The sequence below is a fragment of the Paenilisteria portnoyi genome (assembly GCF_014322795.1).
Classification (GTDB): Bacteria; Bacillota; Bacilli; order Lactobacillales; family Listeriaceae; genus Listeria_A; species Listeria_A portnoyi.
This window is the reverse complement of record NZ_JAASTT010000018.1, coordinates 28,248-54,542: the sequence shown is the minus strand read 5'-3', so window position 1 is coordinate 54,542 and position 26,295 is coordinate 28,248. Positions and strand designations below refer to the sequence as shown.

Sequence of the window (26,295 nt, the reverse complement as noted above, 5' to 3'; positions counted from 1 at the left end):
GGTTAGGGGAGTACAGAATGGATACGGTTATTTTAATTACGATTATCATTGTTATTATGGGCTTGGCCTTCGATTTCATAAATGGATTTCACGATATTGCGAATGCGGTGGCGACGAGTATATCGACGCGGGCGCTGAAACCTCGTGTGGCGATTGGGATTGCGGCAGTGATGAATTTTCTAGGCGCGATTTCATTTACAGGTGTAGCTGTGGCGCTGACATCGGATATTGTTGATCCGTTTGCGTTGAAGAATGGGGAATTTGTTGTTTTGTGCGCACTGATCTCGGCAGTGATGTGGAACTTGATGACGTGGGTTGCGAAGATGCCGAGTAGTTCGTCGCATGCGCTGATTGGCTCGATCGCTGGGGCTTCGATTGCTTCCGCGGGTAGTTTTGGCGTGCTGAACTGGGGCGGGTTTTCAACGATTATTATCGCGCTGATTTTGTCGCCGCTGATTGGTTTTTCAGTCGGTTATTTGATTTATTCCGCGTTTAAATTTATATTCCGAAATAAGAAACTGGTGCAGACGAACCGGCGTTTTCGGATTGCGCAGATTGGTACGACAGCGATGCAAGCTTATGCTCATGGGACAAACGATGCGCAAAAAACGATGGGGATTATTACGCTAGCATTAATTACGAGCGGTTTGCAAAAAGGTTCCGCGATTCCATTTTGGGTGCAGGTGAGTTGTGCTGCTGCGATGGCACTCGGCTCCTCGATTGGCGGCTACCGGATTATTAAAACAGTAGGCACGAAAATCATGAAAATTGAGCCGGTGACTGGTGTTGCGGCGGATTTGGGTTCGCTATCGGTTATTATGGGAGCCACGCTAATCCATTTACCGATTAGTTCGACGCAGGTGATTGACAGTTCACTGATGGGTGTTGGGACGGCGAATCATAAGAAGGAAGTAAACTGGCGAACTGGGAAAAACATGCTGGTGACGTGGATGATTACATTACCTTGCGCAGGGATTTTGGCAGCGGTGGTGTATTGGATTAGCGCAGCGATATTTTTGTGATTGGGAAAAGATTAGTATGGAGCAGGTGATTGGTTTATATTGGTGTGTTGACTAGGTTTGTACACGGTTCAGATAGAAAAGTCTGTATTTCTAATAATAAAATAGCGGATTTGAAATGCTGGGTATTTTATACTACTAGCGCCCGCGAAACATAGAGTGATTTTTTGTGTTATGCTGTGCTCATAAAAGAGAGCGAGGCAATAGCATGAAAAAAATATTGGTTTTTATGATAAGTTTAGTTTTTTTGATCAGCATGTTTCCTAGTGGTACAATGGCAGACCAAATGGGTAAGGAGGCATCGATATCTGAGCCTAGACAACTGCTTCAGAACACCGTATGGGGAAATGCAGGTTTGGCAGAGGTGCAAGCTTACAACAATGGGCAAAGTGTTGAGTACAGAGTTAAGCTGAATAAAAAACAATTTATTAACTTTCGGGGATATATTGATTTCTATACAATAAAAAGTAATGGGACACAAGGAACCATGCTGTCAAACGGTCTGCTGGTAGGAAAGATAGATTTTGATGGTAGTTTTAGTGGAACTTTCCCTATTCCAAATTTGAAAGTCAAAGCAGGGACAGCTGTAATGGCAAAATTCACAGGTATTGGTCTAGGGTCAAGTGGACGAGAAATATTTAAAGTGAGTAGTGGTTGCGTTTCTAAGTTTCGTTATAAAAAATCGTCATCGTATGGAGGGAATTAGATATTGAATATGAATGGTAGGATGGAATTTAATGTACAGCTTAGTTATATCCTTTTTGTTAGAAATTTATCTAAAGGACGATATTTCTTTGATTTTGAGCCATTGATTGGAGATATGAGCGCAGATGCTGAGCGAGTTCTTGGGGAAATTTGGTCTGAGGCAACGAAATCGGCTATATATGATATTCCAGTAGATACTGTGAAAAGTTTATTTGGGGATGAGGAAGACTATCAAAATTCTCGTGTGTATTTTGAGGATTGGATTGAAACAAAGCGTCCGGCACGTTTGCTGACAGAAATATTAGTAACTTTCAAGGCAGATTTTGCAACAGTAAAAAATTCGTGTTTTTGCGTAGTGTATGATCAAATTCCTGCTTCATGGTCTAGGATAAATCACGAACCTATTGATTATGTGAACGATGACGCTGTAACGGGAAATTCATCAAAAATTGTTAGTATTAGTGAATTATTGATACGCTGAAAAAGAATGATAAATCAGATGTGAACCTTGAATGAAAGCGGTTTAGGTTTTTTTATTATGTGCAATTAGATTCGATAGCACGAATAAATAATGCTGATTAGATAGAGGAGGTGTGATTTATGTTAAAAGTAAGGAATTTATCGATATCCGTGCGCGAGACGCTTTTGGAAGGTATGAATGCGGAGTTTGAGAGTGGATTGGTTTACGGCATCGTTGCTACAAATGGTTCTGGAAAAACAACATTGCTTCGTATTTTAGCGGGACTTACGAAAGCTCAAAAGGGTGTGGTTTATTTGGAGGATGACGGTGAAAAATTAGACCTAGTTACAACGCGAAAAAAAATCTTTTACTATGAAACATCGGATTGGTTGGATGGGCATTTATCTGCGCTTGATTATCTTAAATTTGTGAATGCTAGCTGGGCAAATAATGGGGCGGATATTGATGCGGTTATTAGGTATTGGGGCTTGGAGGAATTTGTTAAGGTGCCTATTCGGAAATATTCTCTGGGTATGAAGCAAAAGACGATTTTGGCGATGTATGCGGTTAGTAATACGGATTATTGGTTGATGGATGAGCCTATGAACGGTCTTGACGACGCCAATCAAAAACGTTTTATTGGATTTATGGAAGAGGCCAGGAAACAAGGGAAGTGTATTATTTTTTCATCGCATCAAAATGACCTGCTTCACGATATTTCAGACAATGTTTGTTACATAACTAATAAAAAGTGGATGGATACAGCAGGAGGAATCTAAATAATGGGACAGCAAACGCTATATTTTAAAAAGTTCTATAAAAACAAGGGAAGTTGGCTGCCGATTTTTGTTTTTATCCTAGCGATTTTGGTAGTGTTGGTGATGAATACGCGCGTAGGGGCAGAGCGGAATTTATCTGGCATGGAGAAAGGGGAAATAGCCACGAATAAGGCGATGTTGGCAATGAGTGAGCAGAGCATAACGTCAGCTCAAACCGAGGAGGAAAAAGCGGTTTTTAAAGAAGGGGACGCGCTGAGTAAAGCTCGCATGGAGAAGCAACAACGTGTAGTAGATCTGTATGATAATGGGAATTGGTCGGAAGCGTATACGGTAAAAATAGACTTAATTAAAGAATCCCATGGTGTTTACACGGGAGATATGAAGGCCTCGCCGGAATTGAAAGAATCGATTTTTCGTCAAATAGCTATTTATACAAAACTAGCGGAATTGGATATTAAATCTGACCAGAAGGATATGGAAACACAAGGTACGACGTTTTTATACCGGATGCTGACTAATTTTTTCCCAGTCTTTTTTGTAATCATACTCTGCTTTACTCTAAATACGGCATTCACGGATCGCTTTTATCAAAATATAGACCGATCGTTGTTGTTGCCGCATAAGTTTGCAAAAGTTACTTTCCAAAGATTGTTATTCGGCTTATTAGTCGCGTTTGCCTTGTATATAATGACCTGTTTAATCGCCTATTTGCCAGCGAGTTTGTTATCAGGCAAGGGAAGTTTTGAATATCCTATTGCGATAAGCGCGAATGATGGTATGACAACGAAGCCGGTGGGGAGTTTACTTGCTCAAATGGTAGTGTTACAAGCCTTGGCAATCGTTGTTGTCGTGTTCACAATCGACTTGGTGAGTAAGCTGTTCAGACGCGTGATGACGACATTATTTGTTTCGTTACTTATTTTGGTGGCACCAGTACTCGCTGTTGGAAAAATTGTACCGCTGAACCAATGGGCGCATCTTTTGCCAGGGACGTACTTTAATTCGGCAGCTGTGGTTGATTATTCGTTAGGGATATCATGCGGTAATGGGGGTATTAATTTTGTAAATGGAGTTGTGGTGTTGAGTGTGGCGCTACTTGTTTTACTGATTTTGAATGTCGGAATTGATGGTTATAGGAGCAAGGTGGTGACTTTATATGTGAAGCCGAAAACAAAATAGGAATATTTTTTTGATAGTGATAAAAAGAGGAGCGGTGACATGAATAATAAAAATAGAACAGGATATGTATATAAAATTGTGTTAACAGTGGCCTTATTGGTGGGATTAGTAATTGCGGTGTAGCCTGGCGTATACGCTAAATCAGTGCCTCATTTAGAGAAATTTGATATTAATTCTATCACAGGTAAAAGAACATTCGTTTCAAGTCAATCGATGACAGTGCCCAATAATGCGTACTGGTCGTATACTACAACGGATGTAGTAAGTAAATCTTGGAATTACACTAGATATCTAAATAAACTTCATTACTATGACAGCAAGACTAAAAAATATTATCATTGACTCGTAGTCATGAAAATAGCCGAGTGTCGTTACTACCATAATTGGGATAGTAATGATACTCGGATATCGTTTCGCATTACAAAAACAAAACCATATGCTCTTCATCAAAATACGTGCCATCGAGCTTCAACGCGTGTTTTTCAAGGCTATATGGTTCAAATCCAAGCGAAGTATAGAGTTTCCGAGCCTGTTTATTCTTCGTAACGACGGATAAATAAACTTGCTCGATGCCTTCTAGTTGATGGGCCTGCTCGATCGCGGTGCCAATTAAGGCTTTTCCGACACCACTGCCACGTCTTTCTGGTGCAACGTACATCGCGACGATATTGGCGCGGTGCCTCATTTTGATGCGTTCTTCTCGAATTAAAGTCACAACGCCGACCAAATTCCTGCCTGAAAATGCTCCGAATGTCAGGGAGTATGGGGATTGGAAGCGAACTTCGTATTTTTGTAAGGCGGTGTATTTTTCTTCTTCAAAACTTGTCGCAAAAGCTGCGGGACTTTCTTGCAGGGCTTGGAGTCTGATTTTTACGTATTGATCGACATCTGCTACGGTTAAAAGCCTGATTTCCATTTTTTCACCCCTGATTCCAAGTTTTTAATACTTAGTCAGTAACGATCCTGCTGCTTCGTCGATAATGAACACGACATTTGGATGTTTTTGCAAAATAGATGCTGGGCAATCTTCGGTGATTGGTCCTTCAAGTGTTGCCTTCACAGCCTCTGCTTTTCTTGTGCCAGAAGCGGTTACGAGGATTTGTTCGGCTTCCATCATATCGGCAAGACCGAGCGTCAGCATCTGTTCTGGCGCTTCTTCACGTGTCACTTTGTAGTAAAGCATCGTGCTATTAATCGTCGAATCATCGCTATCTGCTAGGAATAAGCGAGAGTCAAAAGGTGTCCCAGGCTCATTTGCACCTAAGTGAGCGTTTACACCAAGTCCGAGAATTTGTAAATCGCGTTTGTTAGCATCCAAAATCTTATTATAGCGCGCGATTTCTTCATCAAAATTGGAGAAACTACCATCTAATAGGCCGATTTCGCGTGGTTGTTTTTTGATTTGGTCGTAGAATTTTTGATGCATGTAACTGTATACGCTGAATGAACTTTCGCGTGGGGCGATAAATTCATCGAGGTTCATCATAAACACTTTTTCAATATCGACTTCTCCATTATTGATGCCTTCTACGAGATTTTCGAACATACCGTCATAGCTTGCGCCAGTTGTTGTGTTGATTACTGGGTTTGCTTTGGAATCGATGACTGCTTTTACAACGTCATACGCTTTTTTAGACATTTCTTCATATGTTTTTGTACGGATAATTTTCATTAGTTCTCCTCCTTGTCGATTAACTCCAGAATACCGTGTTTTTTGTAATTTTGCAACGTTCTGACTTGCTTTAGAGTGAACTGGAAGGTGTATACTGAACTTGTTAAAAAATGAGGAAAGAAGCGTGATGGGATGAAGGTAGCACAGCTTAACGGGCCAAATCAGGATTATACAATTGTGGAGAGAGAAATTCCGAGTCCAAAGGCGAATCAGGTTCGGATTAAAGTCGAGGCGTGTGGCGTTTGTCATAGTGATAGTATGGTTCGTCAGTTGCCAGAGAATATGTATCCAGCGGTTCCAGGGCATGAGGTTGTTGGCCGTGTGGACGCGGTTGGTGATGGGGTGACGGAATGGAAAGTGGGACAAAAAGTTGGTGTTGGTTGGCACGGTGGACATTGTTTCCATTGTGAGCCTTGTCGTCGTGGCGATTTTGCGAATTGTGAAGCGGTTCAGACGTGTGGGATTAGCTATGATGGTGGTTTTGCGGAGTTTATGATTGCGCCGCATGATGCGGTTGTTGCGATTCCTGAGGAGCTGGATTCAGCGGAGGCGGCACCACTGCTTTGCGCGGGGATTACGACGTTTAATGCGCTGCGAAATAATGTGGTTCGAGCGGGAAGCCTTGTCGCGATTCAAGGCGTTGGTGGTTTAGGACATTTGGCGATTCAGTATGCGAATAAATTAGGTTACGAAGTGGTCGCGCTGGCTCGTGGCGAAGAGCGTGAAACCTTGGCTCGCGAACTTGGTGCGCATCATTATTTTGATACGACAAAAGCGGATTGGGTGGATAAAGTGAACGCGCTCGGTGGTGTAACAGTAGCTCTTGCAACGGCTCCGAACGCGCAGGCAATTTCAGCGTTAACGACGATTCTAGCGCCAAATGGGAAAGTTGTGGATGTTGCGGTACCAGCAGAACCAGTTGAAATTCAGGCGGGAATTATGGTTGGCGGCGGCAAGTCGTTCCAAGGTTGGTATAGTGGAACGCCGGTGGATGGTGAAGATACGACACGTTTCAGTAATCTTCAAGGAATTAAGCCGATGATTGAAGTCTATCCACTTGAAAAAATTAACGAAGCTTACGAAAAAATGATGGCTGGAAAAACAAGATTCCGCGCAGTTATCGTTTTTAACGACTAATAAATAAACGAATAGGTGTGAAAAAGTCCTTGGTTTCGCTTACAAGGGCTTTTTGCCGTGGAATTGTCACATTTGGGAAATGGGGAATTAGGGGATAAAGAGTATTTTTTGCTATGTTTTTATTGTGGAAAACTCGATTTTGTTTCGGAGTTGCTAGTTTAAAAAATGGGTGGGAATCTTGAGATGTAACTTTTTATAATATTGATGAAAAACAATGAAATATCATGATTTTGTGTGTTTTTATTGGAAAATACGATTGTTTCAAGCATTTTGTCAGGGTATACTTTCTATATCCAATTCGACACAAATCGTGTTGAAATGGATATAAATATAAAGGGAGTCGATTTTATGAAGAGGAAAGTAGTGTTTTTTGTTGTGGCAATAATGTGTGTGATCGTTTTTGGTGGTGGGATTAGGACGCAGGCGGCTGAAGTGATTCAGGTGGATCGCTTTATGGAGAAGGATAATAAGGCAGCGGCAACGACTAACGCACTTGGATGGGCGAAAATATTGGAAGCGGTTAATTCGAGCGAGGACAGTACGACGATTCAATTTGGGACAGGAAAGTACTACGTTGATAATACGTTAAAAGTCCCGTCTAATGCGGTTATCAAAGGAGCAACGACGAATGCGAAAGATAGTGAACTCGTTTTTACAGCGCCAAAGCAAGGATTGACGACAGAGGCGGCGAATGCTGCGAACCCGAAGTACATAAAGAACGTGTTGATTCGTGATATCAGCATTCGGTATGAAATTGATCAAGTCATTATGAGTGGACATGCTTATGCGTTTTCATTGATTAATTTTGCAGGTGATTATAAGGATGATAGTACATCGCTTGCTGAGCCTTACGAGCGCCTCGATAATATTCAAATAGATAACATTATTGCGGACGGGAATGAGCAGGCGAACTCGATTATTTATTTGGGTGGGATTAAAAATGGTTCGGTGAAAAACTCGGAAATTCGGAATTCTAATTTGCAGAGTGGGATCGCTATGGAGTATTGCCAAACGATGGTTATCGAGAAGAATAAGATTGAAAATATTGGTCGTGCGGGCATCGTGATGTATCGCGGAAATGGTGGTAGTGGTACGAAACAGATTTCGATTATTGGGAATGAGATCAAGGACTGGATGCAGCGCTATGGTACGCAGCATTTTTATGCACCAGCCAACATGGAATATTCAGCGGATGATCGGAAATCGATGGTGGACGGCGGAATTGATAGTTATGGTGCCGCGAATAATAATATTATCATTGATAGCAACAGGCTTATTGGCGGTGAAGGCAGCAATAAATACAATCCGAGCAATATTAAAATCAACAATATCGAGCGGAGAAAGAAGGATTCGCTGGCAACAGATTTAAGCTTGCAGCATGAGGTGCAGACCGATAAAGACGGCAAAATTGTGGCGGATAGCGTGGATGCAACATTGCAGAAAAATATGACGGGTTACACGGCGATTCGTTTGTCAGGTGCGGAAAATGTGCGGGTTACGAATAATTTTGTCCAGTTGGATAGTTATGATAATTTTGCGTTTATGGCGCTGTATGAACGGGATCGTCAAGGTGTGAAAACAACGCCGAAAAATATTATTATTAAAAACAATGATTTCAATGCGAGTGGCAGGATTCGCTATCCAATTCGAATTTTGACGGGTGCGGTGAATAAATCGCGTGGCATTAGTATCGAGAACAATCGTTTTGATATTGACGGCTTGGTGGATAATTATTATAAGGTAATGGTGGAGGTTCGAAATCCTGTGGAGCTGCTTAGTGTCACGGATAATCAGGCTTCTTGGGATAAGCAAATCAATGGTTGGGTAACGGTTGCGGATACAGGCGCCTCGAATTATATTAACAATCTCTTGATTTGGGGGAATTCCGGTACGAAGAAGACGGATGTGACGCGTGTACTGAATAATACGATGCCGTCGACGCTAAGAATTGCGCCGCCTGAGCTTCCAAATTCGGTGACACCGTTTATTGAGAATTTATACAGCGGGTATGCAGATTATAAAGTCGGCGAAACGAATATTAAGGGCATGTTGGTGAATAATCAAGGGCGTTATCAGATTGTGATGGTGGTTATTAATGGCATTGGTATTAAAAATGCAACGGTGAACCCTGACGGAAGTTTCTTGATCAATGTGAAAGCGAACAATATCACGAAGGACACACAAGTTGCAGTGCGCTATCGGGTGAATGGAAATGAGACGTATGATTCAGAGATGCAGGTGAAAGTTACAGAATAAGGGGTCAAAAACACGTCATTCTGTGTTGAAAAAGAAGTTGCAAGATAGACCGTGTGTGTGCTATACTCAGGTTAGAGAAAAGAATGTGGGCAGGCACATGGTCAACTCGATATAAATGTCAGACATAAGGGCTGGCTGTTGGCGAGCAACGGAAAAATTCGATATAAATGCCAGACATAAGGGCTGGCTGTTGGCGAGCAACGGAAAAACCTGTCATGCGAAAAGAAGAGTAGCAAATGCTATTCTTCTTTTCTTTATCCCATTATACGAGGAGTGTTAACTATGTTGAAACAACTGACGAGTGGGCATGCATTTTTTAAGGAACATTTTGTTAACAAACGGGTTATTTATGTGTATAAGGATAAAGAAACTATCAAGCAGTTTTCTATTTATATGACAGCATCGAATTTTATGCATCTGTGCGGTGTACAGTATCGGCATGGTGCTGCGACTTTTTATAATGATATTGATAATAGAACATTGCGGATAAAGGATGTTATTTTGAAGAAAGATGGTACAACAAAGCAGAAGTTACAAGTTTTGCCGCTTTTGAATGAGTTGATTGGAGATCAGGTGAAAGTATGTCATCGTGGCGCCTACTTGCATTTGGCATATGATATGGCGATTAGATCGAGTAGGAGTATTTTGGCGATGACGTTGAAGTATGCGCACGTAGATAAATATGTGCCAACATCACTTTTGAATCTGCGAAATGGAAAGTATGATACACTGAATCCGAGTTTTTTTGTGATTTGTATTATAAAGGAGTGTTTTTCTACGGGGGAAGGGACTTATTTATTATTTAAGGAATCTTATAGAGTAGAAGTAGAGCAGTTTTTGGAGCAAAATGTGCGCTTAGTTGGCAGTGTGAGGGTGTAAGGGCCTCATTTTTTTATTTTTTTTGCGATGCATGGGAAGTATTGTTATAATTGACAACAGACGCAAAAAAGAGGTGTAATTGGATGAAAGCATGGGTGATAGAAAGAAAGCAGGAATTGTTGGCAATCGCGCTGATACTTATTTTCACGGCGCCGCTATTTATTCTTGGTGGAAACAGTCATATCCGAATTCATGATAATTTGGATTCTAATATGACGTGGTATCGGGTATTGCTCGATAGTGGGAATTATTTGGCGAAGACGGGGAGTAATATTCCTCAAATGTTGGATGGTGTTGCGCCGAGGGATGCGTTTGATTCGCAGTTTGTTGGAATTGTGTGGTTGTACGCCATTTTTCCGACACCGCTCGCTTTTGCCGTTAGTCAGCTGATTACGCGAATAATTGCGTTTATTGGTATGCGATTGTGGTTGCGTGATTATATTATTAAAGATCCGTCGAAAAAATACATAACACTATTTGTGGCAGTCGCATTTGCTTTGACGCCATTTTGGCCATCGGGAATGCTTAGTACGCTGGGAATGCCGCTTGCGTTATGGGCGTTTCTGAATATCCGTAAAGGGAAGAAGAGTATTTGGAATTGGTTGATTTTGACACTGTTGCCGTTTTATTCCAGCCTGATTCTTGGTTTTTGCTTCTTGTTGTTTTTAGTGGCGTGTATTTGGGTGTATGATATTGTGAAGAAACGTGGCTGGAATTGGCGCTTTTTTGGTAGTATGGCTTATATGTCGGCCATTTATTGTGTGGTGAATTATCGCTTTATTTCGCAGATGTTTTTTCAAACGAATGAGCCAGATTCAAGAAGTGCATTTGATTTGCCAAATAATAGTTTTTTAGGGTCGATTAGGCTGACGTTTAAGAATTTCGCGATTGGACATACGCATGATCAATCGCTTGCTACGTATGTTATTTTGCCAGTGATTTTGCTAGCCTTCATTGTGATGTTAGTGAAAAAAGATTGGCGAACTCAAAAACCATTTTTGTGGTTACTGGCGCTTAACTTCTCGTTATCGATTTGGTACGCGTTCTGGTGGTGGGATGCTTGGAATCCGATTAAAGAACAGATTTCAATTATGCGCTCATTTAACTTTTCGCGGTTCCATTTTTTACAGCCGTTCATTTTTTATGGATTATTTGCTCTTGCGCTCGTTTATTTTGTGAGTAAAGGTGGTTGGTGGAAAAAAATTGCGATTTTAGGGTTGGTTCTGCAGATTGGCGTGGTATTTGCCGGGAATTCAGAGATCCTTTATCGCGTGGCCGGGACACCTTCGATTGATCAGTTTTATGCGAGGGATCAATTTCAGGATATAAAAGCCTATATTGGGAAGCCACAGAAGGATTACCGGGTGGCGAGTATTGGAATTCACCCTTCGATTTCACAGGAGAATGGTTTTTATACGTTGGATGGGTATGTGAATTCCTATCCGCTAAGTTATAAAGCGAAGTTCCGTGAGATTATTGCGAAAGAGCTGGATAAGAGTCCGTTGTTGAAGGATTATTATGATGGTTGGGGAAACCGGGTATATATATTCTCCGCAGAACTTGGGAAAAATTATTTATTCGATAAGCACTCTACAAAGCATATTAAGCATTTGGAGCTTGATACGAAGGCATTTAAAGATATGGGCGGGGAATATATTTTCTCTGCGGTGCCAATTGATAATGCGGCGGAGAATAATCTACATTTAGAAAAAACATTTGAGGATGAACAGTCAACTTGGAAAATATACTTATATAAAGTAGGTGACTTGAATGCGGGATAAACCATTATTAACGATTATTGTTCCTTGCTACAATGAGGAGGAAGTTTTGAAGGAGACGATGAGTCAGTTGGGGCTGATTCTGCGGGATATGAAGAACAAAATGGTAATACATGAGGATAGTGATTTGCTTTTCGTGGATGATGGAAGTCGTGATAAGACGTGGGATATTATTGCGAATGCGATGGCGATGGAGGATTATACAAATGGTGTGAAATTGAGTCGGAATTTTGGACATCAAAATGCCTTGCTTGCTGGAATGCAGGCGGTGGAAGGTCGTTCGGATTGTATTATTTCTATTGATTCGGATTTACAGGATGATGTTGGTGTGATTCCGGAATTTGTGGAGAAATATCGTGCGGGCTATGAGGTCGTTTATGGGATTCGTGATGAGCGTAAGACGGATACGCGGTTTAAGCGTGGTTCGGCGCATTTATTTTATAGTATGATGGGTAAGTTCGGGATTCATTTGATTCCAGATCATGCGGATTACCGATTACTTGGAAGCATGGCGTTACAGGAGATGAACTTGTTTCCAGAGAATAATATTTTCTTGCGCGGGATTGTGCCGCTGATTGGGTTTAAATCGGAGAAGGTGTATTATCACCGGAAAGAACGGTTTGCGGGTGAATCTAAGTACCCGTTGAAGAAGATGCTTGCTTTTGCAGCGGATGGCTTGACGTCGTTTAGTGTGGCGCCGATTCGTCTGGTGACAGGACTTGGCGCGCTTATGTTTGTCATTGCAATCGTGATTGGTATTTTTACATTTATACAGCATTTATCTGGTACGGCAACGACTGGATGGTCGTCTTTGATGCTTTCGATTTGGATTATTGGAGGCGTGCAGATGATGAGTTTAGGTGTTGTTGGAGAATATATTGGGCGTATTTACTCTGAGGTAAAACAAAGACCGCGATTTATTGTGGAGCAGAGTTCCTATGTCCAGAAATAATTAGAATCATGGATGGAATGCTTTTTACGAGGCATCACTCATCCATGATTTTTTGAGGATTGCGGATTCTTTTTCTGGCACGAACGAGTTCGGGTAGAGCGCCTGAACCGAGCATGACGCCGATGATAATGAGGATGAAGCCTAGGATTTGCATCAGGCTAATCTGTTCGTTTAGGAATAAAGCCGCACCGATAAGTGAGAAAAAGGGATTTAGATTCATGAAAATGGCAGTTTTGGATGGACCGATTTGACCGACTGCAAAATTGTAAATTAAGTTGCCGAACGCTGTCGCGAGTAAGGCTGAGGCGAAGAAAAGTAGCCATAGGGACGGTGAATGGCCGCTCATTTGGGCAAGTCCGTTTGGTTCTTCGATAAGGCTGGTGCAGAAAAGCAAAATCGAGCCGATGAGTAGCATATACGCGGTCATTAGCCGTGGATCGAGTGAGCCGGAGATGCGTTTGATGATAATGAAGCTGAAACATTGCGATAGAATGGCGATAAATACATAGATATCTCCGAGTGAGGCACCTGAAAGCCCTTGGCCGCCAGTGAGTACGATGAGTGACACACCGAGGAGTCCAGCTACGAGGCCGATTAATTGTGGGATAGAAATTTTTTCATGCAAAAAAATAACGGCTAAAATAGCTGTTAATACGGGTCCGATTCCTAAGATAAGTCCGCCATTTGTTCCTGTAGTCATCGTTAGACCTGATGCTAGGAAGTAATGGTGTAGCGCGATATTGAATAAACTTCCGGCGAAGATATAGCCGAATTCGCGTCGTGTTGGAAGTCTGAATTTGCGGGTTGCAATTAGAAAAATAAAAACGGCGACTGCGGCTGTGAATATTCGGAAGGATGTCATCGTGATAGGTGGGAAATGGGCGACTAGGACTTTTGTGGCTGTTACGTTTAGTCCCCAACTTGCCATAACGAGGACGAGTAGTAAGTATAGTGACATTTTCGTTTTTTCAGTTTGCATGGAGGTAAGGCCTTCTTTCTATTACTATGTAGTGCGTTAATACTCGTAGTATAGCATATTAGGCTGGCGCTTCCTACATGAATAAAACCAAGCAGAGCGTCTATCCTTCCACTTGGTTCGCTAAGCTATTCGATTTTTGTGCGTTCGCGCCAGTTTTTCCCACGGACAACAATAACATCGCAAGGCGCATGTGCGGCGATATAATCGGATACGCTACCCAATATAAATTGCTCGGTTGGTGTTAAGCCGGTAGATCCGACTAGCACCAAATCTGGCTCGAATTTCCCAATAATTTTCTTTACAAAAGTTGTTTTTGGAGTTCCGAATTTGACGAATGTTTCTACGTTTTCGACGCCTAGTTGTTCTGCTTCATTTTTATAAATTTCGACGAGGCCTTTGCCGTATTCTTTGGCTTTTTTTGCGTATGTTTGCTCGTAATCGATGAGTGGAGCGATACGACGAACATCAGCGACAAAGCCGATTCCGAGTGTTGCGCCGTCTTTTTTTGCAATTTGAATGCCGCGTTTTAGAGCTTCTTCTGCTTCATTGGAGCCGTCCACACCTACTAAAATCCTATGATAGATTGTCATTTTGACTTCCCATCCTCTCTACGTTGGTTTCCCCTTAGTAACACCATACCCATTTTTTCAGTGGATAACGCGTATTTTTTGGAGAATCGAATTTATTTGTGGTACACTGGTGGTGAAAAACGAATAATTAGAGACTGGGATGGAATGCAAGATAGAGCATGTTTGTTCTTTTGATAGGACGAAGACTGTGCTTTAAACAAATTGAGCGCTTGCCGCCGATTTATCTTGCGTGTGTACCAGACTATTATACTGGGGGAGTCTTACTTAAGACCGAGATATGAATATAATTCATGGACCCTTTGAACCTGTTGAGTTAGCACTCGCGTAGGGAAGTATTGGGAACTTGATGTAGATATCATGACGCCTTTTCTTACGCTATTGTTGACGTGAGGGGAGACGTTTTTTTTGTATGTAAAAAGGAGGAGTTGGAAATGGTGCGTTTTTCGGAAGAGTTACATGCGGAAAATCGGGAAATTTGGCAAAGGAGTAAGGATCATCCATTTGTGCAGCAGTTGGTGGATGGGAGTTTGGATAAGGAGGCGTTTCGGTATTATTTGTTGCAGGATCATTATTATTTGACGCATTATGTGAAGGTGATTGCGCTTGGGATTGCTTATGCGGATGACTACAGCGCGATGATGGGGTTGAGTCAGTCGCTGGCTTCTTTGGAGGTATCAGAACTTGCGATGCGGGAAAAATTTTATTCTCATGTGGGGATTGAGGCGGTGGATTTGGATGGGGACACAACTTTTGGGGTCGGCGCAAAACGAGTCGAAACGATGCAAACACATGGTATTGGGTATACTTTTTCTGCATGTATCACGGCTGAAATCGCGATTCGTACCGCCAAAGCTTTTATAACGAGTGCTATTTCGCAGTCGATGGGTATTGGTCACGTACAACCCGACGAAACACTGGGCGCACAGAAATTAGAGTTAAAGACACGTTAGAAGTTTATTTTATTGCGGGTACGCAGGACGTTCCAGAAGGACAGCTACTGTCTACCTTGGAAGATGCGCTCCAGTCTGGCGCTGAAAATTGGTGCGGAAGGGGTTGCGGTCATTTCTGCGATTGCAAAGTCTGAAAATATACCACAAACAATTGCTGCATTTAGATAAAAAAATAAGCGACTGCTCTTAAAACTAAGAACAAGTCGCTTATTTGTTATTCTACTGATTTTAGTGCTTCAATCATGTCTACTCGCTTTAATTTGATATGCATAACAATCATGACAAGCGTTGAGAATAGCAGTGTTAGAATCGCTGCGTAGACATAACTCATCGCGTGGATGGTCGGGCTGAACATCAGGATATCGACCTCGGCTGTGGAGGTGACGAAACGATGCAGGAATGTCCCGAGTACGAAGCCGACAACGATGCCCATCATGGTTAAAATCAGATTTTCGCGGTAGACGTACATCGTGACTTCTTTTGGATAGAAGCCGAGTACTTTGATGGTTGATAATTCGCGAATCCGCTCGGAAACGTTGATATTGGTCAGGTTGTAGAGAACGATGAAGGCGAGTGCTGCCGCTGAAATAATCAGCACGACAATCACGATATCCAGACTATCCATCGTACTTCCAAACGCATTGCTCGCAGTATTTGTGTACGTGACGGCGAGCACAGCGGGATTCTTAAGCAGTTTTTCGGCAAAATTATCTTGCCATTTTTGATCGGTATTTTTGAGTTGAAGTAGCTGGGTATTATATTCTGGCTGACTTTTGAAAACTTGGTCGTAATAGGTTGGCGTCATGTAAATGTAATGCATCGCGTAGGTTTCTGTGATGCCGGTGACCTTGATTTCATAACGATTGTTGTCGCCGTCTTTGATGGTCAAGGAATCGCCAGGTTTGACACCGTATAGTTTCGCGAGTTTTTCCGATAGCACTGCGCCATTATCGGTTAGTGGCACGGCTTTCTGTGTTTTCCGGTCGCGTAACACGACGTAGTTGCTGAAATTGTCTAGTGATTTCGGTGTAATCAGCGTCGCGCCTTGATTTGCAACACCTTTTTCAACTGCCGTCATATTTTTTTGAGCAACATCGAGAGCACTTTTCACATTTGGCGTGTTATCGATGATCGTGTTGTAGTCCTGAAGCGGCGTTTTCGTCGCATTACTATCCAAAACAACGACCGCATCGTATTTCATAATTTGATCGTATTGTAGCGGCACGATGTCACCAATCGAATTCTTGAGGCCAAAACCGGTGAGCAGAAGCGCTGTACATCCCGCCACACCAAGGATTGTCATCAGCATTCGCTGTTTGTAACGGAAAATATTCCGCGCTGTGACTTTGCTTGTAAAATTCATCCGTTTCCAGACGAAAGGCACGCGTTCCAACAAGATTCGCTTCCCATTTTTCGGCGCTTTTGGACGCATCAAGGAAGCCGCGTTTTCTCGTAATTCCGCACGACACGCTACAAAAGCCGTCAAAGTCGTACAGAATAGCGCTACGGCAAGCGAAATTAGGCTATAACTCCAATAAAAGGAGATATCAAGCGCTGGCAAATTATAAAGTGAACCGTAAGCCACAAAAATGATTTGCGGGAACGCTTGAAAACCTATCGCGAGTCCAATCACAGTCCCAGCTAGACTTGCCAGTGACCCATATACAAGGAATTTAGCGATAATATCGACATTGCTGTATCCAAGCGCTTTTAGCGTCCCAGTCTGCGTTCTTTGCTCTTCAATCATCCGTGTCATCGTCGTCAAACAAACGAGCGCGGCAATCAAAAAGAAGAACACAGGAAAGGCTGTGGAAAGCGATGCAATCCGGTCCGCATTATCTTTATATTCCGTATAACCAGGATTATCCGTCCGATCACTAATAAAATACTTCGGCAAATCGAGCGCGTCCAATTTTTCCTGCGCAATTTGGAGGTCTTTCTTCGCGGTAGCAATCTCCGCCAGAGCCTTCTTTTTCTCCGCTTCAAAAGTAGCTAAATTCGCCGCATACGTCGCTTCAGCAGCATCCAACTTGGCTTTTGCAGCGTCGAGTTTAGCATAACCAGCTGTTTTGGCGTCCGCGAGCTTCTGCTTCCCTGCTTTAAGCTTGGCCATCCCATTTGCGTAGTCCGTCTTGCCTTGCGCTAACTTCTCTTTAGCCTGATCCAGCTCCCGTTTCTTCGTTGCTAATTCGCGTTGTTTATCGGCGAGCAATTGGCGGTTTCGATTGATTTCCCGCTGGGCATCTGAGACTTCCTTATTTGCCGTCGCAAGCTGACTGGTAGCTTCGTTTTTCAGGCGGTTTAGCTGATCTTCCGAAAGCGTGCCGTCAAAATAATCTTGAATGTAGCCGCCGAGCTCGGGATCAAACGCGTTGGCATTATCAATGATCTCCTGTTGCGTCTCTTCATCCAAATCTGCGACTGGAATATCACCAAGCGTATAGTCCTTCACAGCGTTGTACAAACGTTGCACCATCGCGAGTTGTTCCTTGCTCTCGTCAAGCATCATCTGCCCATCTTCCAGCTCCAACTGGGCGTCTTCCAATTGCGATTCGGCGTCATTAATCTGCGCCTCGCCATCCGCAATCTTTCGTTCCGCCACCGCGATATCCTTCTTAGCCTGCGCAAGTTTTGCCTCGTTCTTATCAATCTCAGCTTGGCCATCTGCGAGCTTCGTTTCCAGCTCCCGTTTGCCGTCATAATACTGCGCCCAGCCTTGATCTATCGTCGCACGCGCATCATCCAATTTCCGCTGATTCTTCTCGATTTCCGCAAGGCCATCCGCGATTTTTTTGCGCCCCTCATCGATTTTCACCTGGCCATCCGCTTGAATCGCGTCCAATCGAGCTTCTGGTTGCCCCTTTAGCGCTGTTTTCACGAGTGCTGTATTTCGCTCGCTCGCCGAATCATACGCATCACTATAAGCCTCCGCATTCACCGTATTATCAAACGTCATGAACGCTGTCGAGTAATATTTTGCATCAAAATCAGCCTCAGGAACCACTGCAAAAATATCCGCGCGTCCATTCCCGATTGTCGACGTCCCGCGCGTTCCTTTTTCGATATATTCCGCCGAAGAAACCGTCCCAACAACCGTAAAAGTAGTGACATGAAACTTCCCTTTCATAGCGCTACCATCGCTGTTTACGAATGTAATTTTATCGCCAATTTTGTAATGATTTGTGGCTTTCCCGATAGAATCAATCGCGATTTCGCCACTCTTCGTCGGCAACCGGCCTTTCTCAACGGTATATTTATTAATCAGATTATTCTGTGGCAAAGAAAAAACCTTCGTAATGAGCAGCGAATCCTGGAACATCACATCCGTCGTATAGCCTGGCTGAACCGTTCTCACACCCGGAATATCATTTAAAATGGCAATATCATCCTTGTTCAAACCGTACGTCGACTGCACCTGCAAATCCATCAAATTCTGCGCGTCATAGTACTTATCCGTCGTGTTAATCATATCAGGACCAGTCGCTTTTAAGCCCACAAAAAAGGCCACACCGAGCGCGATGAGTAGGAAAATCGAAATAAATCTGCCTTTAGATTTTGCGATTTCTCGCCATATATCTTTCCATAATGCTTTTTTCATCGGATTCTCCTTACCATTCAATGCTGTCGATCGAAACAGGATTTTTCTGAATTTTGACATCACGAACTTTGGCGTTATTAATCTCGATAATACGGTCAGCAATTGGCGTAATCGCCGTGTTATGTGTAATCACAATCACTGTCGTACCAGTGTTTCGACACGTATCCTGAAGCAACTTCAAAACCGCTTTTCCAGTATTATAATCAAGCGCACCGGTTGGCTCATCACAAAGCAACAATTTCGGTTGTTTCGCGAGCGCTCTGGCAATGGCAACCCGTTGCTGCTCCCCACCTGACAGCTGAGCCGGAAAATTATCCATCCGCTCCTCCAAGCCAACTTGCTTCAAAACGACCTCTGCGTCCATGGCATTCGGTGAAATCTGCGTCGCTAGCTCCACATTTTCCTTCGCCGTCAGACTTGGCACCAAATTATAAAATTGGAACACAAAGCCAACATCCTGCCTCCGATATCCCGTCAATTGCTTCGCGTTAAAAGCCGCAATATCCGTTCCATCAATATAAACGTGCCCCTCATCGCTCATGTCCATGCCGCCCAAAATATTGAGCACAGTCGACTTCCCAGCACCAGAAGGACCAACAATAATAACAAATTCACCCTGTTCAATTTGAAACGTAATACCATCATTTGCCGTCACTATTTTCTCGCCCAGTTGATAGCGCTTATAGATCTGATCCATTTCGACAAAAGCCATTCCAGCAACTCCATCCGTATGTTAGTTTTTGAACATTAACGTTTTTATTATAGCACAAAATTTTCAAAAAAACTCCCAAATTTAAAAATAATAAACCGCTTCATTCAAGCTATATAGCCAACTATAAAACGAATTAGGAACAAGTGTTCGTTTTTTCTTGACTTCGTATTCAGTGGGGTTTATAGTAGGATTACTCCTTAAAAAATGGGGCAAGGGAGAGATTAAGATGAATAAAAAAAGACAGAGAGAAATTAATGTTCTATTCTCGCGGCTGGTTGATTTTCACAACGAACAAGCGATCACGTTTTACCAATGCAATCGCAAATGCTTTATATGTCGTAAAATCAGAAATCTGAGAAAAGAACAAGAAAAATTAGAGAACAACGATGAGGAAGCGAGCAACATACGCACACAAGTATCCCTTATCAGCTACTTTTCAACCTATTCCAAACAGCAATTAGCAACATGGGACGACCAAGAAAGGCAACACCTATATGAAACTATTTTAACCAAAATAAAGCAGTCTTAGGGGGAGCATAATGAATGAGCAAATGCAAAGAAGCCGAGCATTTATTGTTCAAGTACAACGCCTTATTACTAAGTCTACCAAAACGAAGTATGCCGAGGCGCACGAACGAAAACGAATTGCGACTAACAAAAAAAATATCCGAAGAACCAGCGTATATCGAAATTAAGCAGATAACCGAGGCAATCAATAAGTTAAACAGCGATCAACGGGAAGTCCTGTTAGCAAAGTACGTGTCGCGGGAGAAACGGACAAACATTGAGGTTTACATGAGTATCGGTTGGAGTGAATCCCATTATTACCGATTGAAGAAAGCCGCATTGGAAGCGTTTCTAAGCGCTTATGAAAACGAGTGTTCGCAGGAGGAACTAGTTTTTATGTAAGAAAATCATACTGAACGGGGAGGTATGATGGAGATGGGGAAGAAAAACTATTACAGTTTGGAAGTGATTATTACGGGACTAGAGAATTTAGTGGCAAACGCGACCGAAATCACATTTGGCATCCTGTTTGTAGCTTTGTTAGTATGGATGATGCGCAAGAATGATGAACGGGAAGAGCGTTACCAGCGAACAATTGATAATCTAAGTGAATTAGCTAGCGAGATCAAAATCATCGAACAAGCCGTCAACGAGATGCGCGCAGATGTGATTGAATTAAAAGTGAAATAGATAGGAGTAAAACAGCCCCGATGCTTGATTGCACCAGGGCTGTACATAACAATTATTTATGCACATCACGAGGTTCCAAACCTTTTCGGAACACATCGCCGAGAACATTAAAGGACAGGATAGTCAGTAGAATCAAGGCGCCTGGGAAGAGTGCTAAATATGTAGCGTCTCCGATATAGCCCTGCGCATTGTTCAGCATGCTACCCCATGAAGAATTCGGTTGTTGTACGCCGAGTCCTAGGAAGCTAAGCGCCGACTCCGTTAGAATCGCAGCAGCAATATTTAGAGAAGCTGCAACAACAATCGAAGGCATTGCGTTTGGAATGATATGCCGGACGATGATGTGCCAAACGCTTGCACCACTTGATTTCGAGTACAGGATAAATTCGCGTTCTTTAAGCGACAGCGTTTCAGCCCGCACAATCCGAGCAACATCCATCCACGAGAGTAAACCGATAATCAAAATAATATTTCCGATACCAGGCTTCAAATAAGCGTTCAAAATCATCAACAAGAAGAACGATGGTATCGACATGAATATGTCTAGGAAACGCATCAATAAACTATCAACAATACCACCAAAGAAGCCACTGATTGTTCCAGCTACTGTTCCCACAACAAGGGCAATTAACATAGCCAGGAAGCCAACAGTTAATGATACACGACCTCCGTATAGCACGCGTGTGAAGTAATCGCGACCATGATCATCTGTTCCAAACCAATGTGAACTACTTGGCGGGAGTAACTTATCTTGAATGGATAGCGCATTTGGATCATATGGCGATAAGAATGCCAATCCGCAAGCTAATGCAAGCAAGACGAGTATACCAATCGAGATGAGTCCGCGTTTTTCACTTAATAAGAAATGCCAAAATGTGCGTTCTCGAGGTAGTTGTGCTTTTTCAGGAGGTCGGACATTTTTAGGTTTTGTGAATTTACTCAAATCAGCTTTCATCATGTTAGCTAACCTCCCTTATGCGTGGGTCAATAATGGTATAGGCGACGTCGGCAAGCAAGTTACCGATAATCAGCAACAAGGCAGAGAACATCGTAATAGCCATAATCATTGGATAATCTAGCTGGAAAATCGCGTTGACGCCGAGTGAACCCATACCGGGCCAAGAGAACACACTTTCCGTAATGAATGCTCCAGTAATAATTTGCGGTAAGTACATACCAAGTAGCGTGATGACTGGAAGCAATGAATTTTTCAGGACATGATCCCGCATGATTTGTGCTTTAGAAAGGCCTTTTGCATAACCGAATAACACATATTCTTCTTTGAGTTGATTAATCGTATTGGAGCGCACGTAACGATAATACGAAGCGCACCCTTGAAAAGTTAAGGCAGTGACAGGAAGAATGGCATGTTTTGCGACATCCCAGAAGGATTCCACACCGATAGTACGCATTCCCAGACTTGGAAGCCAATGGAGACGAATCGCAAACACATCAATCAAAATCATTGCGAACCAAAAAATAGGAATCGAGATGCCAACATACGAAATCGCATTAAGAACACGATCTAATTTTGTATTTTCATACGCGGCAGCAATGAGGCCAAGTGGAATGGAGAATAAGAGCGTAAAGAATAGTGCTGTTCCCATTAAGCCAATAGTTGCAGGTAGGCGTTCGATAATTTGACCGAGTACAGGCTGGTTATTAATCAAAGAATAGCCGAAGTTTCCTTGTAACACATTACCAAGCCATTTGAAATACTGCACATAAATTGGTTGATCTAAACCAAGGCTTTGACGAATCCGCTCGACATCATCAGGGTTCATATTCGGCGTAACGAAAGAAGAAATTGGATCGCCTGGCGCCAATTGAACCAAGGCAAAAGAAACAAGCGAAATGATGAATAGCATCGGTATAATTTGTAATACACGTTTGAAGATAGTTTGTATCATGAAGAAAAGCCCCTTACCAAGAAAGTATAGTGAAAACAACGTAAAGCCCTCACCGACAGGAAAATCGGAACTGGGCTTTCCTGCCAGTTTGGGGCTTCATTTTATACACATTAAGTTATTATAGCATGTGAGAGGCGAGACTTACTTAATATAAAGCTTAGATAAATCTCGGAACATCGTTACAGGTTGTGGTGTTGCTTCTTTTGTTCCTTGATATTTCTTGTCAATCGCAAGTACGGCGTTGTCATAAGAAATTGGGTAAATCGCAGCATCATCTGCAATTGTTGTTTGGATCTGCTCGTAAATTGCTTGACGTTTCGTATCATCTGCTGTCACTGCGCCTTCGTTCCACAGTTTATCTACTGCAGGATTACTATAATTTGAGTAGTTATACGGTTCGCCTGTCATATAAAGTGTTTTGTATGGATCTGGATCGTTACCCATGATGTAGCCTCCAAGCATAAGAGAGTAGGCATCACTTTTACGATCAAGTGTGATGTTGTTCATTGCTGTTGGATCGGTTGGTTTTAGTTCTAGAGAGACACCGATAGATTTCAGTTGTTCTTGGATATAGAGTGCGATACTTTCTTGTGCTTTACTGTTGTTTAGATAAATAATATTGAGTTTATCAGAAGATTTATAACCACTCTTCGCTAAAAGTTCTTTCGCTTTCGTTATATCTTGATTATACGTCTCTACTTTGTCAGTGAAGAATTTTGTATTCTCTGTTAGGAGAGAGCTTGCTGGTTTCGCGTACTCTTGTGAACCGTAAGCAGCGTCGATTAAATCTTTGCGATCAAGTGTTAGTGAAATGGCTTGGCGCAAGTCTTTTGATTTAAGTGCTGTGACGTTTTGGTTGAATGCGATGTAGCTTAAACGGTTTTCTGGATATGTGATAATGTTGACATCACTTGCTTTTTCAACTTTATTACGTTCGGCAGGTTGAATGGATTTTAAGTTGATTTCACCATTTTGCAGTGCTAGATTCGCGGCATTTTGGTCTTTTGTGATACGATAGGTTACTTTATCTAGTTTTGGTTTACCATCGAAATAATCGTCGAATTTCTCTAGTGAATAGTATTCGCCAGATTTATAGTTCACGAATTTATAAGGACCAGATCCAACTGGTTCATTGTTTTTATCGCTCTTACCTATATCTGCAACACCTTCAAAAATGTGTTTTGGAATTGGGAAGAAAGTTTTTAATGTGTTTTCAAAAGCAGGGGCAACTTGTGGTAGTGTGAATTTTACAGTCGTTGCATTTTCAGCAACTGCTTTCACAGGTTTATCACCAAATACCCAGCTTCCGCGGAACGGGCTGTTTTGTCTTTCATCAATAATGGAATTCACACTGAAAACAACATCGTCGGCAGTTAAGGGTTTTCCATCATGCCATTTTAGACCATCTTTTAGTGTGACTGTGTATGTTAAGTTATCGGCGGAGACGTCTAGTTTATCAGCAAGTGCTGGCTTACCGTCGTACTCCCAGAACAGTGGTGCGTAAAGAGCTTGCTGGATTGTTAACGTGACACGGTCGCTTGAATAAAGTGGATTCACGACCTCGGGATCTCCGGGAACACCGATGATGATAGAATTGTTATCTTTAGAGCCACTAGCGTCATCAGATGAGCTTCCAGAACCGCCACATGCTGCTAACACCAACATTAAGGCTAATGTGAAAATGAATAAAATACTTTTTTTCATACTTTCTCCCCTTTTCTCAGGTAACTACTTTTTAATTCTTACTTTATAAGTAGGAATTGGTTATACTTAAAATACCCCGATTCGTAAGTAAAGTCAAGATATTTTGATTGTGGAAGATAATTATTTTTTAGGGAGCAAGTTTTAGTATAATGGTAGGAAATATTAGGATGAGAAGGGATGATTTGAAATGAGGAACTATGAGGCTGTTATAGAGACGTCTGCATATGATTTTCTACGGGATAATAAGGATTTGAAAGGGACTGCTTATTTGGTTGCTAGCGGATCTCATGGTTATGGGACGAATATTGAAACGAGTGACTTGGATTTGCGGGGCTTTTTGATAGAAGATGAGCGGTATTTATTGGGATTGAATACGTTTGAGCAGTTTGAAGAGAAAGAGACGGATACTGTCATTTTTGGTGCGCAGAAGTTTATTAAGTTGTGCGCACAGGGGAATCCGAATGTGTTGGAATTACTAGGCGTAGAAGAGGATGAAGTTGTTATTTGTTCAGAGATTGGTCAGATAGTGCGTGATAATGCAGATTTGTTTTTATCGAAGCGGGTGGAGCAGACGTTTGGTAATTATGCGAATGCCCAGTTGAAGCGATTGCAAAATGCGTTGATTCGAAATGAGGAGTCGCGAGTTTTGCGGGAACAGCATATTTTGGAGACATTGCAGAAGCAGATGAGGCACTTTGAAGAGAAGTATGCAGATATAGGCGATAATGGTTTGGGACTACGAATGGAGAATGGCGAGATTGTGATGGATGCGATGTTGCAAGGATATCCGTTACGAGATTTTATCGGGATATATGGGGAGATGCAAGGAACGATGCGTACGTATGGAAAAATCGGGACAGGGGAGCACCCAAAAGATTTACCGAGATTGTATAAGCACGCGATGCATTTGGTTAGAATGTTGGTGACGGGGCGAGATATTTTAGAGGGAAAAGGAATTATAACGAAACGACGGGCAGAGCATGAGCTGTTGATGGCGATTCGAAATGGAGCGATATCATTTGAGGATATTTTAGAGAAGGTCGCTGTTTTGCAGGAGGAATTTGAACGGGCAGCTAGGGAAACGAATCTTCCTGAGCGGGTGGATATGAATAAAATAGAGGAATTGCGGATTTCACTGTATAAATAGAAATCCTAGCACAGGCGAGCTATGCTAGGATGGGAGTTTCATATTAGTCTTCTTTTTTGTTGAACCAGCCTTTTTTAGCGCTTTTCTTAGCGTCGTTTTCTGCTTGTTGTGCTTGGTTTATTTCATGGGCAACGAGGTTTGCATCCATACGAACAACGCGACCGCCAAGTTTATTATTTACTATGTCATTGATGTATTCGTTGTGCTCTTCTTCGGCGATAAGGATAACGCCAGTTTGGGCTTCAGGGATGGTTTCCAATGTTTTTTCGAAAACGTTCATAGCGTCGCGGATTTCTTTAGCATCTTGTGAAGAGCCAATGATTGCACCGGTCATCCAACCAAGAAGAACGCCTAGTGGGCCGCCTAAAATACCTACCAGCATACCGATTAGGCTACCTTTCATATTTTTGTCGCCGCCTGTGAAATCTAGGAAGTCTTTAGCATTGATTTTATGATTGTGGTCGTGTTCTACAACCGCCATTTGCTCACCGTGAATTTTTCTTTCCGCATGAAGTGTTTTGATTTCTGAAAATGCTTGATAGGACTTACTTTCTGTTTCGAAGTTCATGATAAGTACTGTTTTATTTATTTGCTTGCTCATGTCGAATAGCCTCCTAAAATTTTCTATAAAATATCGGCAAACTGTGCCTCCATTTCAGTATACTCGTTATGCGCAGGAAAACAAAATGTTA

Annotated in this window: 25 protein-coding genes and 1 riboswitch; of the genes, 15 read left to right on the top strand and 10 right to left on the bottom strand. The window is 42.3% G+C overall.

The genetic code is table 11. The features are described from left to right. The first annotated feature begins 17 nt into the window (after window positions 1-17). From HCJ66_RS12110 to HCJ66_RS12090, 5 genes are all read left to right on the top strand, one after another. Window positions 18-1,022, top strand: a complete 1,005-nt coding sequence (locus tag HCJ66_RS12110) for an inorganic phosphate transporter (protein WP_187133364.1) — start codon at window positions 18-20, stop codon at window positions 1,020-1,022. Between the two features lie 205 nt (window positions 1,023-1,227). Beyond that, a complete protein-coding gene (locus HCJ66_RS12105) occupies window positions 1,228-1,725 on the top strand; it encodes a hypothetical protein (RefSeq protein WP_187133363.1) in 498 nt (165 codons plus the stop codon). A gap of 3 nt (window positions 1,726-1,728) precedes the next feature. Then, entirely contained in the window at window positions 1,729-2,205 is a 477-nt protein-coding gene (locus HCJ66_RS12100) for a hypothetical protein (RefSeq protein WP_187133362.1), read from the top strand. Window positions 2,206-2,324: 119 nt separating this feature from the next. Further along, window positions 2,325-2,963 carry an ABC transporter ATP-binding protein gene (locus tag HCJ66_RS12095; RefSeq protein ID WP_187133361.1) on the top strand — a complete coding sequence of 213 codons (639 nt, stop codon included), beginning with the start codon at window positions 2,325-2,327 and terminating at the stop codon, window positions 2,961-2,963. Between the two features lie 3 nt (window positions 2,964-2,966). Then, window positions 2,967-4,142: a hypothetical protein gene (locus HCJ66_RS12090; RefSeq protein ID WP_187133360.1), complete on the top strand. Its 1,176-nt coding sequence runs from the start codon at window positions 2,967-2,969 to the stop codon at window positions 4,140-4,142. A 418-nt stretch (window positions 4,143-4,560) separates the two neighbouring features. On the opposite strand, the gene HCJ66_RS12085 is transcribed toward HCJ66_RS12090, so the two are convergent. Both HCJ66_RS12085 and HCJ66_RS12080 read right to left on the bottom strand, forming a co-directional pair. Then, window positions 4,561-5,058, bottom strand: coding sequence for a GNAT family N-acetyltransferase (locus HCJ66_RS12085; RefSeq protein ID WP_187133359.1), 498 nt, complete (start codon window positions 5,056-5,058; stop codon window positions 4,561-4,563). 24 nt (window positions 5,059-5,082) lie between these two features. After that, window positions 5,083-5,814 (bottom strand): glucosamine-6-phosphate deaminase, encoded by a 732-nt coding sequence (locus tag HCJ66_RS12080; RefSeq protein ID WP_187133358.1) that lies wholly within the window; start codon window positions 5,812-5,814, stop codon window positions 5,083-5,085. A 132-nt stretch (window positions 5,815-5,946) separates the two neighbouring features. On the opposite strand from HCJ66_RS12080, the gene HCJ66_RS12075 reads away from it, so the two are divergent. The 5 genes from HCJ66_RS12075 to HCJ66_RS12055 all read left to right on the top strand — a co-directional run bounded on the left by HCJ66_RS12075 (window position 5,947) and on the right by HCJ66_RS12055 (window position 12,816). Then, window positions 5,947-6,951 (top strand): alcohol dehydrogenase, encoded by a 1,005-nt coding sequence (locus HCJ66_RS12075; protein ID WP_187133357.1) that lies wholly within the window; start codon window positions 5,947-5,949, stop codon window positions 6,949-6,951. Between the two features lie 348 nt (window positions 6,952-7,299). Further along, window positions 7,300-9,207, top strand: coding sequence for a right-handed parallel beta-helix repeat-containing protein (locus tag HCJ66_RS12070; RefSeq protein WP_187133356.1), 1,908 nt, complete (start codon window positions 7,300-7,302; stop codon window positions 9,205-9,207). Between the two features lie 282 nt (window positions 9,208-9,489). Next, window positions 9,490-10,086, top strand: coding sequence for a PBECR4 domain-containing protein (locus HCJ66_RS12065; RefSeq protein WP_187133355.1), 597 nt, complete (start codon window positions 9,490-9,492; stop codon window positions 10,084-10,086). 83 nt (window positions 10,087-10,169) lie between these two features. Next, window positions 10,170-11,867, top strand: coding sequence for a DUF6044 family protein (locus HCJ66_RS12060; RefSeq protein ID WP_187133354.1), 1,698 nt, complete (start codon window positions 10,170-10,172; stop codon window positions 11,865-11,867). Continuing rightward, a complete protein-coding gene (locus HCJ66_RS12055; protein ID WP_187133353.1) occupies window positions 11,857-12,816 on the top strand; it encodes a glycosyltransferase family 2 protein in 960 nt (319 codons plus the stop codon). Before HCJ66_RS12060 ends, HCJ66_RS12055 begins: the two co-directional genes overlap by 11 nt. 34 nt (window positions 12,817-12,850) lie before the next feature. Here HCJ66_RS12055 and HCJ66_RS12050 read toward each other — a convergent pair whose 3' ends face one another. Continuing rightward, a complete protein-coding gene (locus HCJ66_RS12050) occupies window positions 12,851-13,795 on the bottom strand; it encodes a DMT family transporter (RefSeq protein WP_187133352.1) in 945 nt (314 codons plus the stop codon). A gap of 125 nt (window positions 13,796-13,920) precedes the next feature. Then, window positions 13,921-14,385, bottom strand: coding sequence for a universal stress protein (locus HCJ66_RS12045; RefSeq protein WP_187133351.1), 465 nt, complete (start codon window positions 14,383-14,385; stop codon window positions 13,921-13,923). Between the two features lie 241 nt (window positions 14,386-14,626). Then, window positions 14,627-14,733: riboswitch (TPP riboswitch) on the top strand. Between the two features lie 83 nt (window positions 14,734-14,816). Here HCJ66_RS12045 and HCJ66_RS12040 point away from each other — a divergent pair. After that, window positions 14,817-15,335: a thiaminase II/PqqC family protein gene (locus tag HCJ66_RS12040; RefSeq protein WP_187133350.1), complete on the top strand. Its 519-nt coding sequence runs from the start codon at window positions 14,817-14,819 to the stop codon at window positions 15,333-15,335. A gap of 214 nt (window positions 15,336-15,549) precedes the next feature. Here HCJ66_RS12040 and HCJ66_RS12035 read toward each other — a convergent pair whose 3' ends face one another. Both HCJ66_RS12035 and HCJ66_RS12030 read right to left on the bottom strand, forming a co-directional pair. Beyond that, window positions 15,550-18,933: an ABC transporter permease gene (locus HCJ66_RS12035; protein ID WP_187133349.1), complete on the bottom strand. Its 3,384-nt coding sequence runs from the start codon at window positions 18,931-18,933 to the stop codon at window positions 15,550-15,552. 10 nt (window positions 18,934-18,943) lie between these two features. Then, the gene (locus HCJ66_RS12030) at window positions 18,944-19,645 is read right to left on the bottom strand and encodes an ABC transporter ATP-binding protein (RefSeq protein WP_036089381.1); all 702 of its coding nucleotides are present in this window, start codon (window positions 19,643-19,645) and stop codon (window positions 18,944-18,946) included. 226 nt (window positions 19,646-19,871) lie between these two features. Between HCJ66_RS12030 and HCJ66_RS12025 the strand changes: the two genes are divergently transcribed. From HCJ66_RS12025 to HCJ66_RS12015, 3 genes are read left to right on the top strand one after another with little or no spacing between them, the layout of a single operon-like run. Then, on the top strand, window positions 19,872-20,174 hold the full coding sequence (locus HCJ66_RS12025; protein ID WP_187133348.1) for a hypothetical protein: 303 nt from the start codon (window positions 19,872-19,874) through the stop codon (window positions 20,172-20,174). A gap of 14 nt (window positions 20,175-20,188) precedes the next feature. Next, a complete protein-coding gene (locus HCJ66_RS12020; protein ID WP_187133347.1) occupies window positions 20,189-20,554 on the top strand; it encodes an ArpU family phage packaging/lysis transcriptional regulator in 366 nt (121 codons plus the stop codon). Between the two features lie 33 nt (window positions 20,555-20,587). Continuing rightward, window positions 20,588-20,842 (top strand): BhlA/UviB family holin-like peptide, encoded by a 255-nt coding sequence (locus HCJ66_RS12015; protein ID WP_187133346.1) that lies wholly within the window; start codon window positions 20,588-20,590, stop codon window positions 20,840-20,842. Between the two features lie 52 nt (window positions 20,843-20,894). On the opposite strand, the gene HCJ66_RS12010 is transcribed toward HCJ66_RS12015, so the two are convergent. The 3 genes from HCJ66_RS12010 to HCJ66_RS12000 form a co-directional block, all read right to left on the bottom strand. Then, window positions 20,895-21,797 carry an ABC transporter permease gene (locus HCJ66_RS12010; protein ID WP_187133378.1) on the bottom strand — a complete coding sequence of 301 codons (903 nt, stop codon included), beginning with the start codon at window positions 21,795-21,797 and terminating at the stop codon, window positions 20,895-20,897. Between the two features lie 4 nt (window positions 21,798-21,801). After that, complete coding sequence (locus HCJ66_RS12005; protein ID WP_187133345.1) at window positions 21,802-22,752, bottom strand: ABC transporter permease; 951 nt, start codon at window positions 22,750-22,752, stop codon at window positions 21,802-21,804. 141 nt (window positions 22,753-22,893) lie between these two features. Then, complete coding sequence (locus tag HCJ66_RS12000; protein WP_187133344.1) at window positions 22,894-24,456, bottom strand: ABC transporter substrate-binding protein; 1,563 nt, start codon at window positions 24,454-24,456, stop codon at window positions 22,894-22,896. A 187-nt stretch (window positions 24,457-24,643) separates the two neighbouring features. On the opposite strand from HCJ66_RS12000, the gene HCJ66_RS11995 reads away from it, so the two are divergent. Next, entirely contained in the window at window positions 24,644-25,603 is a 960-nt protein-coding gene (locus HCJ66_RS11995) for a nucleotidyltransferase domain-containing protein (RefSeq protein WP_187133343.1), read from the top strand. 43 nt (window positions 25,604-25,646) lie between these two features. On the opposite strand, the gene HCJ66_RS11990 is transcribed toward HCJ66_RS11995, so the two are convergent. Further along, window positions 25,647-26,204: a DUF1269 domain-containing protein gene (locus tag HCJ66_RS11990; protein WP_187133342.1), complete on the bottom strand. Its 558-nt coding sequence runs from the start codon at window positions 26,202-26,204 to the stop codon at window positions 25,647-25,649. Window positions 26,205-26,295 lie beyond the last annotated feature (91 nt).

Coding starts and splice junctions, on each gene's coding strand:
- HCJ66_RS12080 (WP_187133358.1), bottom strand. CDS start 5,814: ATGAAAATTATCCGTACAAAAACATATGAAGAAATGTCTAAAAAAGCG.
- HCJ66_RS12075 (WP_187133357.1), top strand. CDS start 5,947: ATGAAGGTAGCACAGCTTAACGGGCCAAATCAGGATTATACAATTGTG.
- HCJ66_RS12045 (WP_187133351.1), bottom strand. CDS start 14,385: ATGACAATCTATCATAGGATTTTAGTAGGTGTGGACGGCTCCAATGAA.
- HCJ66_RS12060 (WP_187133354.1), top strand. CDS start 10,170: ATGAAAGCATGGGTGATAGAAAGAAAGCAGGAATTGTTGGCAATCGCG.
- HCJ66_RS12015 (WP_187133346.1), top strand. CDS start 20,588: ATGGGGAAGAAAAACTATTACAGTTTGGAAGTGATTATTACGGGACTA.
- HCJ66_RS12020 (WP_187133347.1), top strand. CDS start 20,189: ATGAGCAAATGCAAAGAAGCCGAGCATTTATTGTTCAAGTACAACGCC.
- HCJ66_RS12055 (WP_187133353.1), top strand. CDS start 11,857: ATGCGGGATAAACCATTATTAACGATTATTGTTCCTTGCTACAATGAG.
- HCJ66_RS12105 (WP_187133363.1), top strand. CDS start 1,228: ATGAAAAAAATATTGGTTTTTATGATAAGTTTAGTTTTTTTGATCAGC.
- HCJ66_RS12095 (WP_187133361.1), top strand. CDS start 2,325: ATGTTAAAAGTAAGGAATTTATCGATATCCGTGCGCGAGACGCTTTTG.
- HCJ66_RS12065 (WP_187133355.1), top strand. CDS start 9,490: ATGTTGAAACAACTGACGAGTGGGCATGCATTTTTTAAGGAACATTTT.
- HCJ66_RS12010 (WP_187133378.1), bottom strand. CDS start 21,797: ATGAAAGCTGATTTGAGTAAATTCACAAAACCTAAAAATGTCCGACCT.
- HCJ66_RS12005 (WP_187133345.1), bottom strand. CDS start 22,752: ATGATACAAACTATCTTCAAACGTGTATTACAAATTATACCGATGCTA.
- HCJ66_RS12025 (WP_187133348.1), top strand. CDS start 19,872: ATGAATAAAAAAAGACAGAGAGAAATTAATGTTCTATTCTCGCGGCTG.
- HCJ66_RS11995 (WP_187133343.1), top strand. CDS start 24,644: ATGAGGAACTATGAGGCTGTTATAGAGACGTCTGCATATGATTTTCTA.
- HCJ66_RS12000 (WP_187133344.1), bottom strand. CDS start 24,456: ATGAAAAAAAGTATTTTATTCATTTTCACATTAGCCTTAATGTTGGTG.
- HCJ66_RS12040 (WP_187133350.1), top strand. CDS start 14,817: ATGGTGCGTTTTTCGGAAGAGTTACATGCGGAAAATCGGGAAATTTGG.
- HCJ66_RS12030 (WP_036089381.1), bottom strand. CDS start 19,645: ATGGCTTTTGTCGAAATGGATCAGATCTATAAGCGCTATCAACTGGGC.
- HCJ66_RS12070 (WP_187133356.1), top strand. CDS start 7,300: ATGAAGAGGAAAGTAGTGTTTTTTGTTGTGGCAATAATGTGTGTGATC.
- HCJ66_RS12050 (WP_187133352.1), bottom strand. CDS start 13,795: ATGCAAACTGAAAAAACGAAAATGTCACTATACTTACTACTCGTCCTC.
- HCJ66_RS12085 (WP_187133359.1), bottom strand. CDS start 5,058: ATGGAAATCAGGCTTTTAACCGTAGCAGATGTCGATCAATACGTAAAA.
- HCJ66_RS12090 (WP_187133360.1), top strand. CDS start 2,967: ATGGGACAGCAAACGCTATATTTTAAAAAGTTCTATAAAAACAAGGGA.
- HCJ66_RS11990 (WP_187133342.1), bottom strand. CDS start 26,204: ATGAGCAAGCAAATAAATAAAACAGTACTTATCATGAACTTCGAAACA.
- HCJ66_RS12110 (WP_187133364.1), top strand. CDS start 18: ATGGATACGGTTATTTTAATTACGATTATCATTGTTATTATGGGCTTG.
- HCJ66_RS12035 (WP_187133349.1), bottom strand. CDS start 18,933: ATGAAAAAAGCATTATGGAAAGATATATGGCGAGAAATCGCAAAATCT.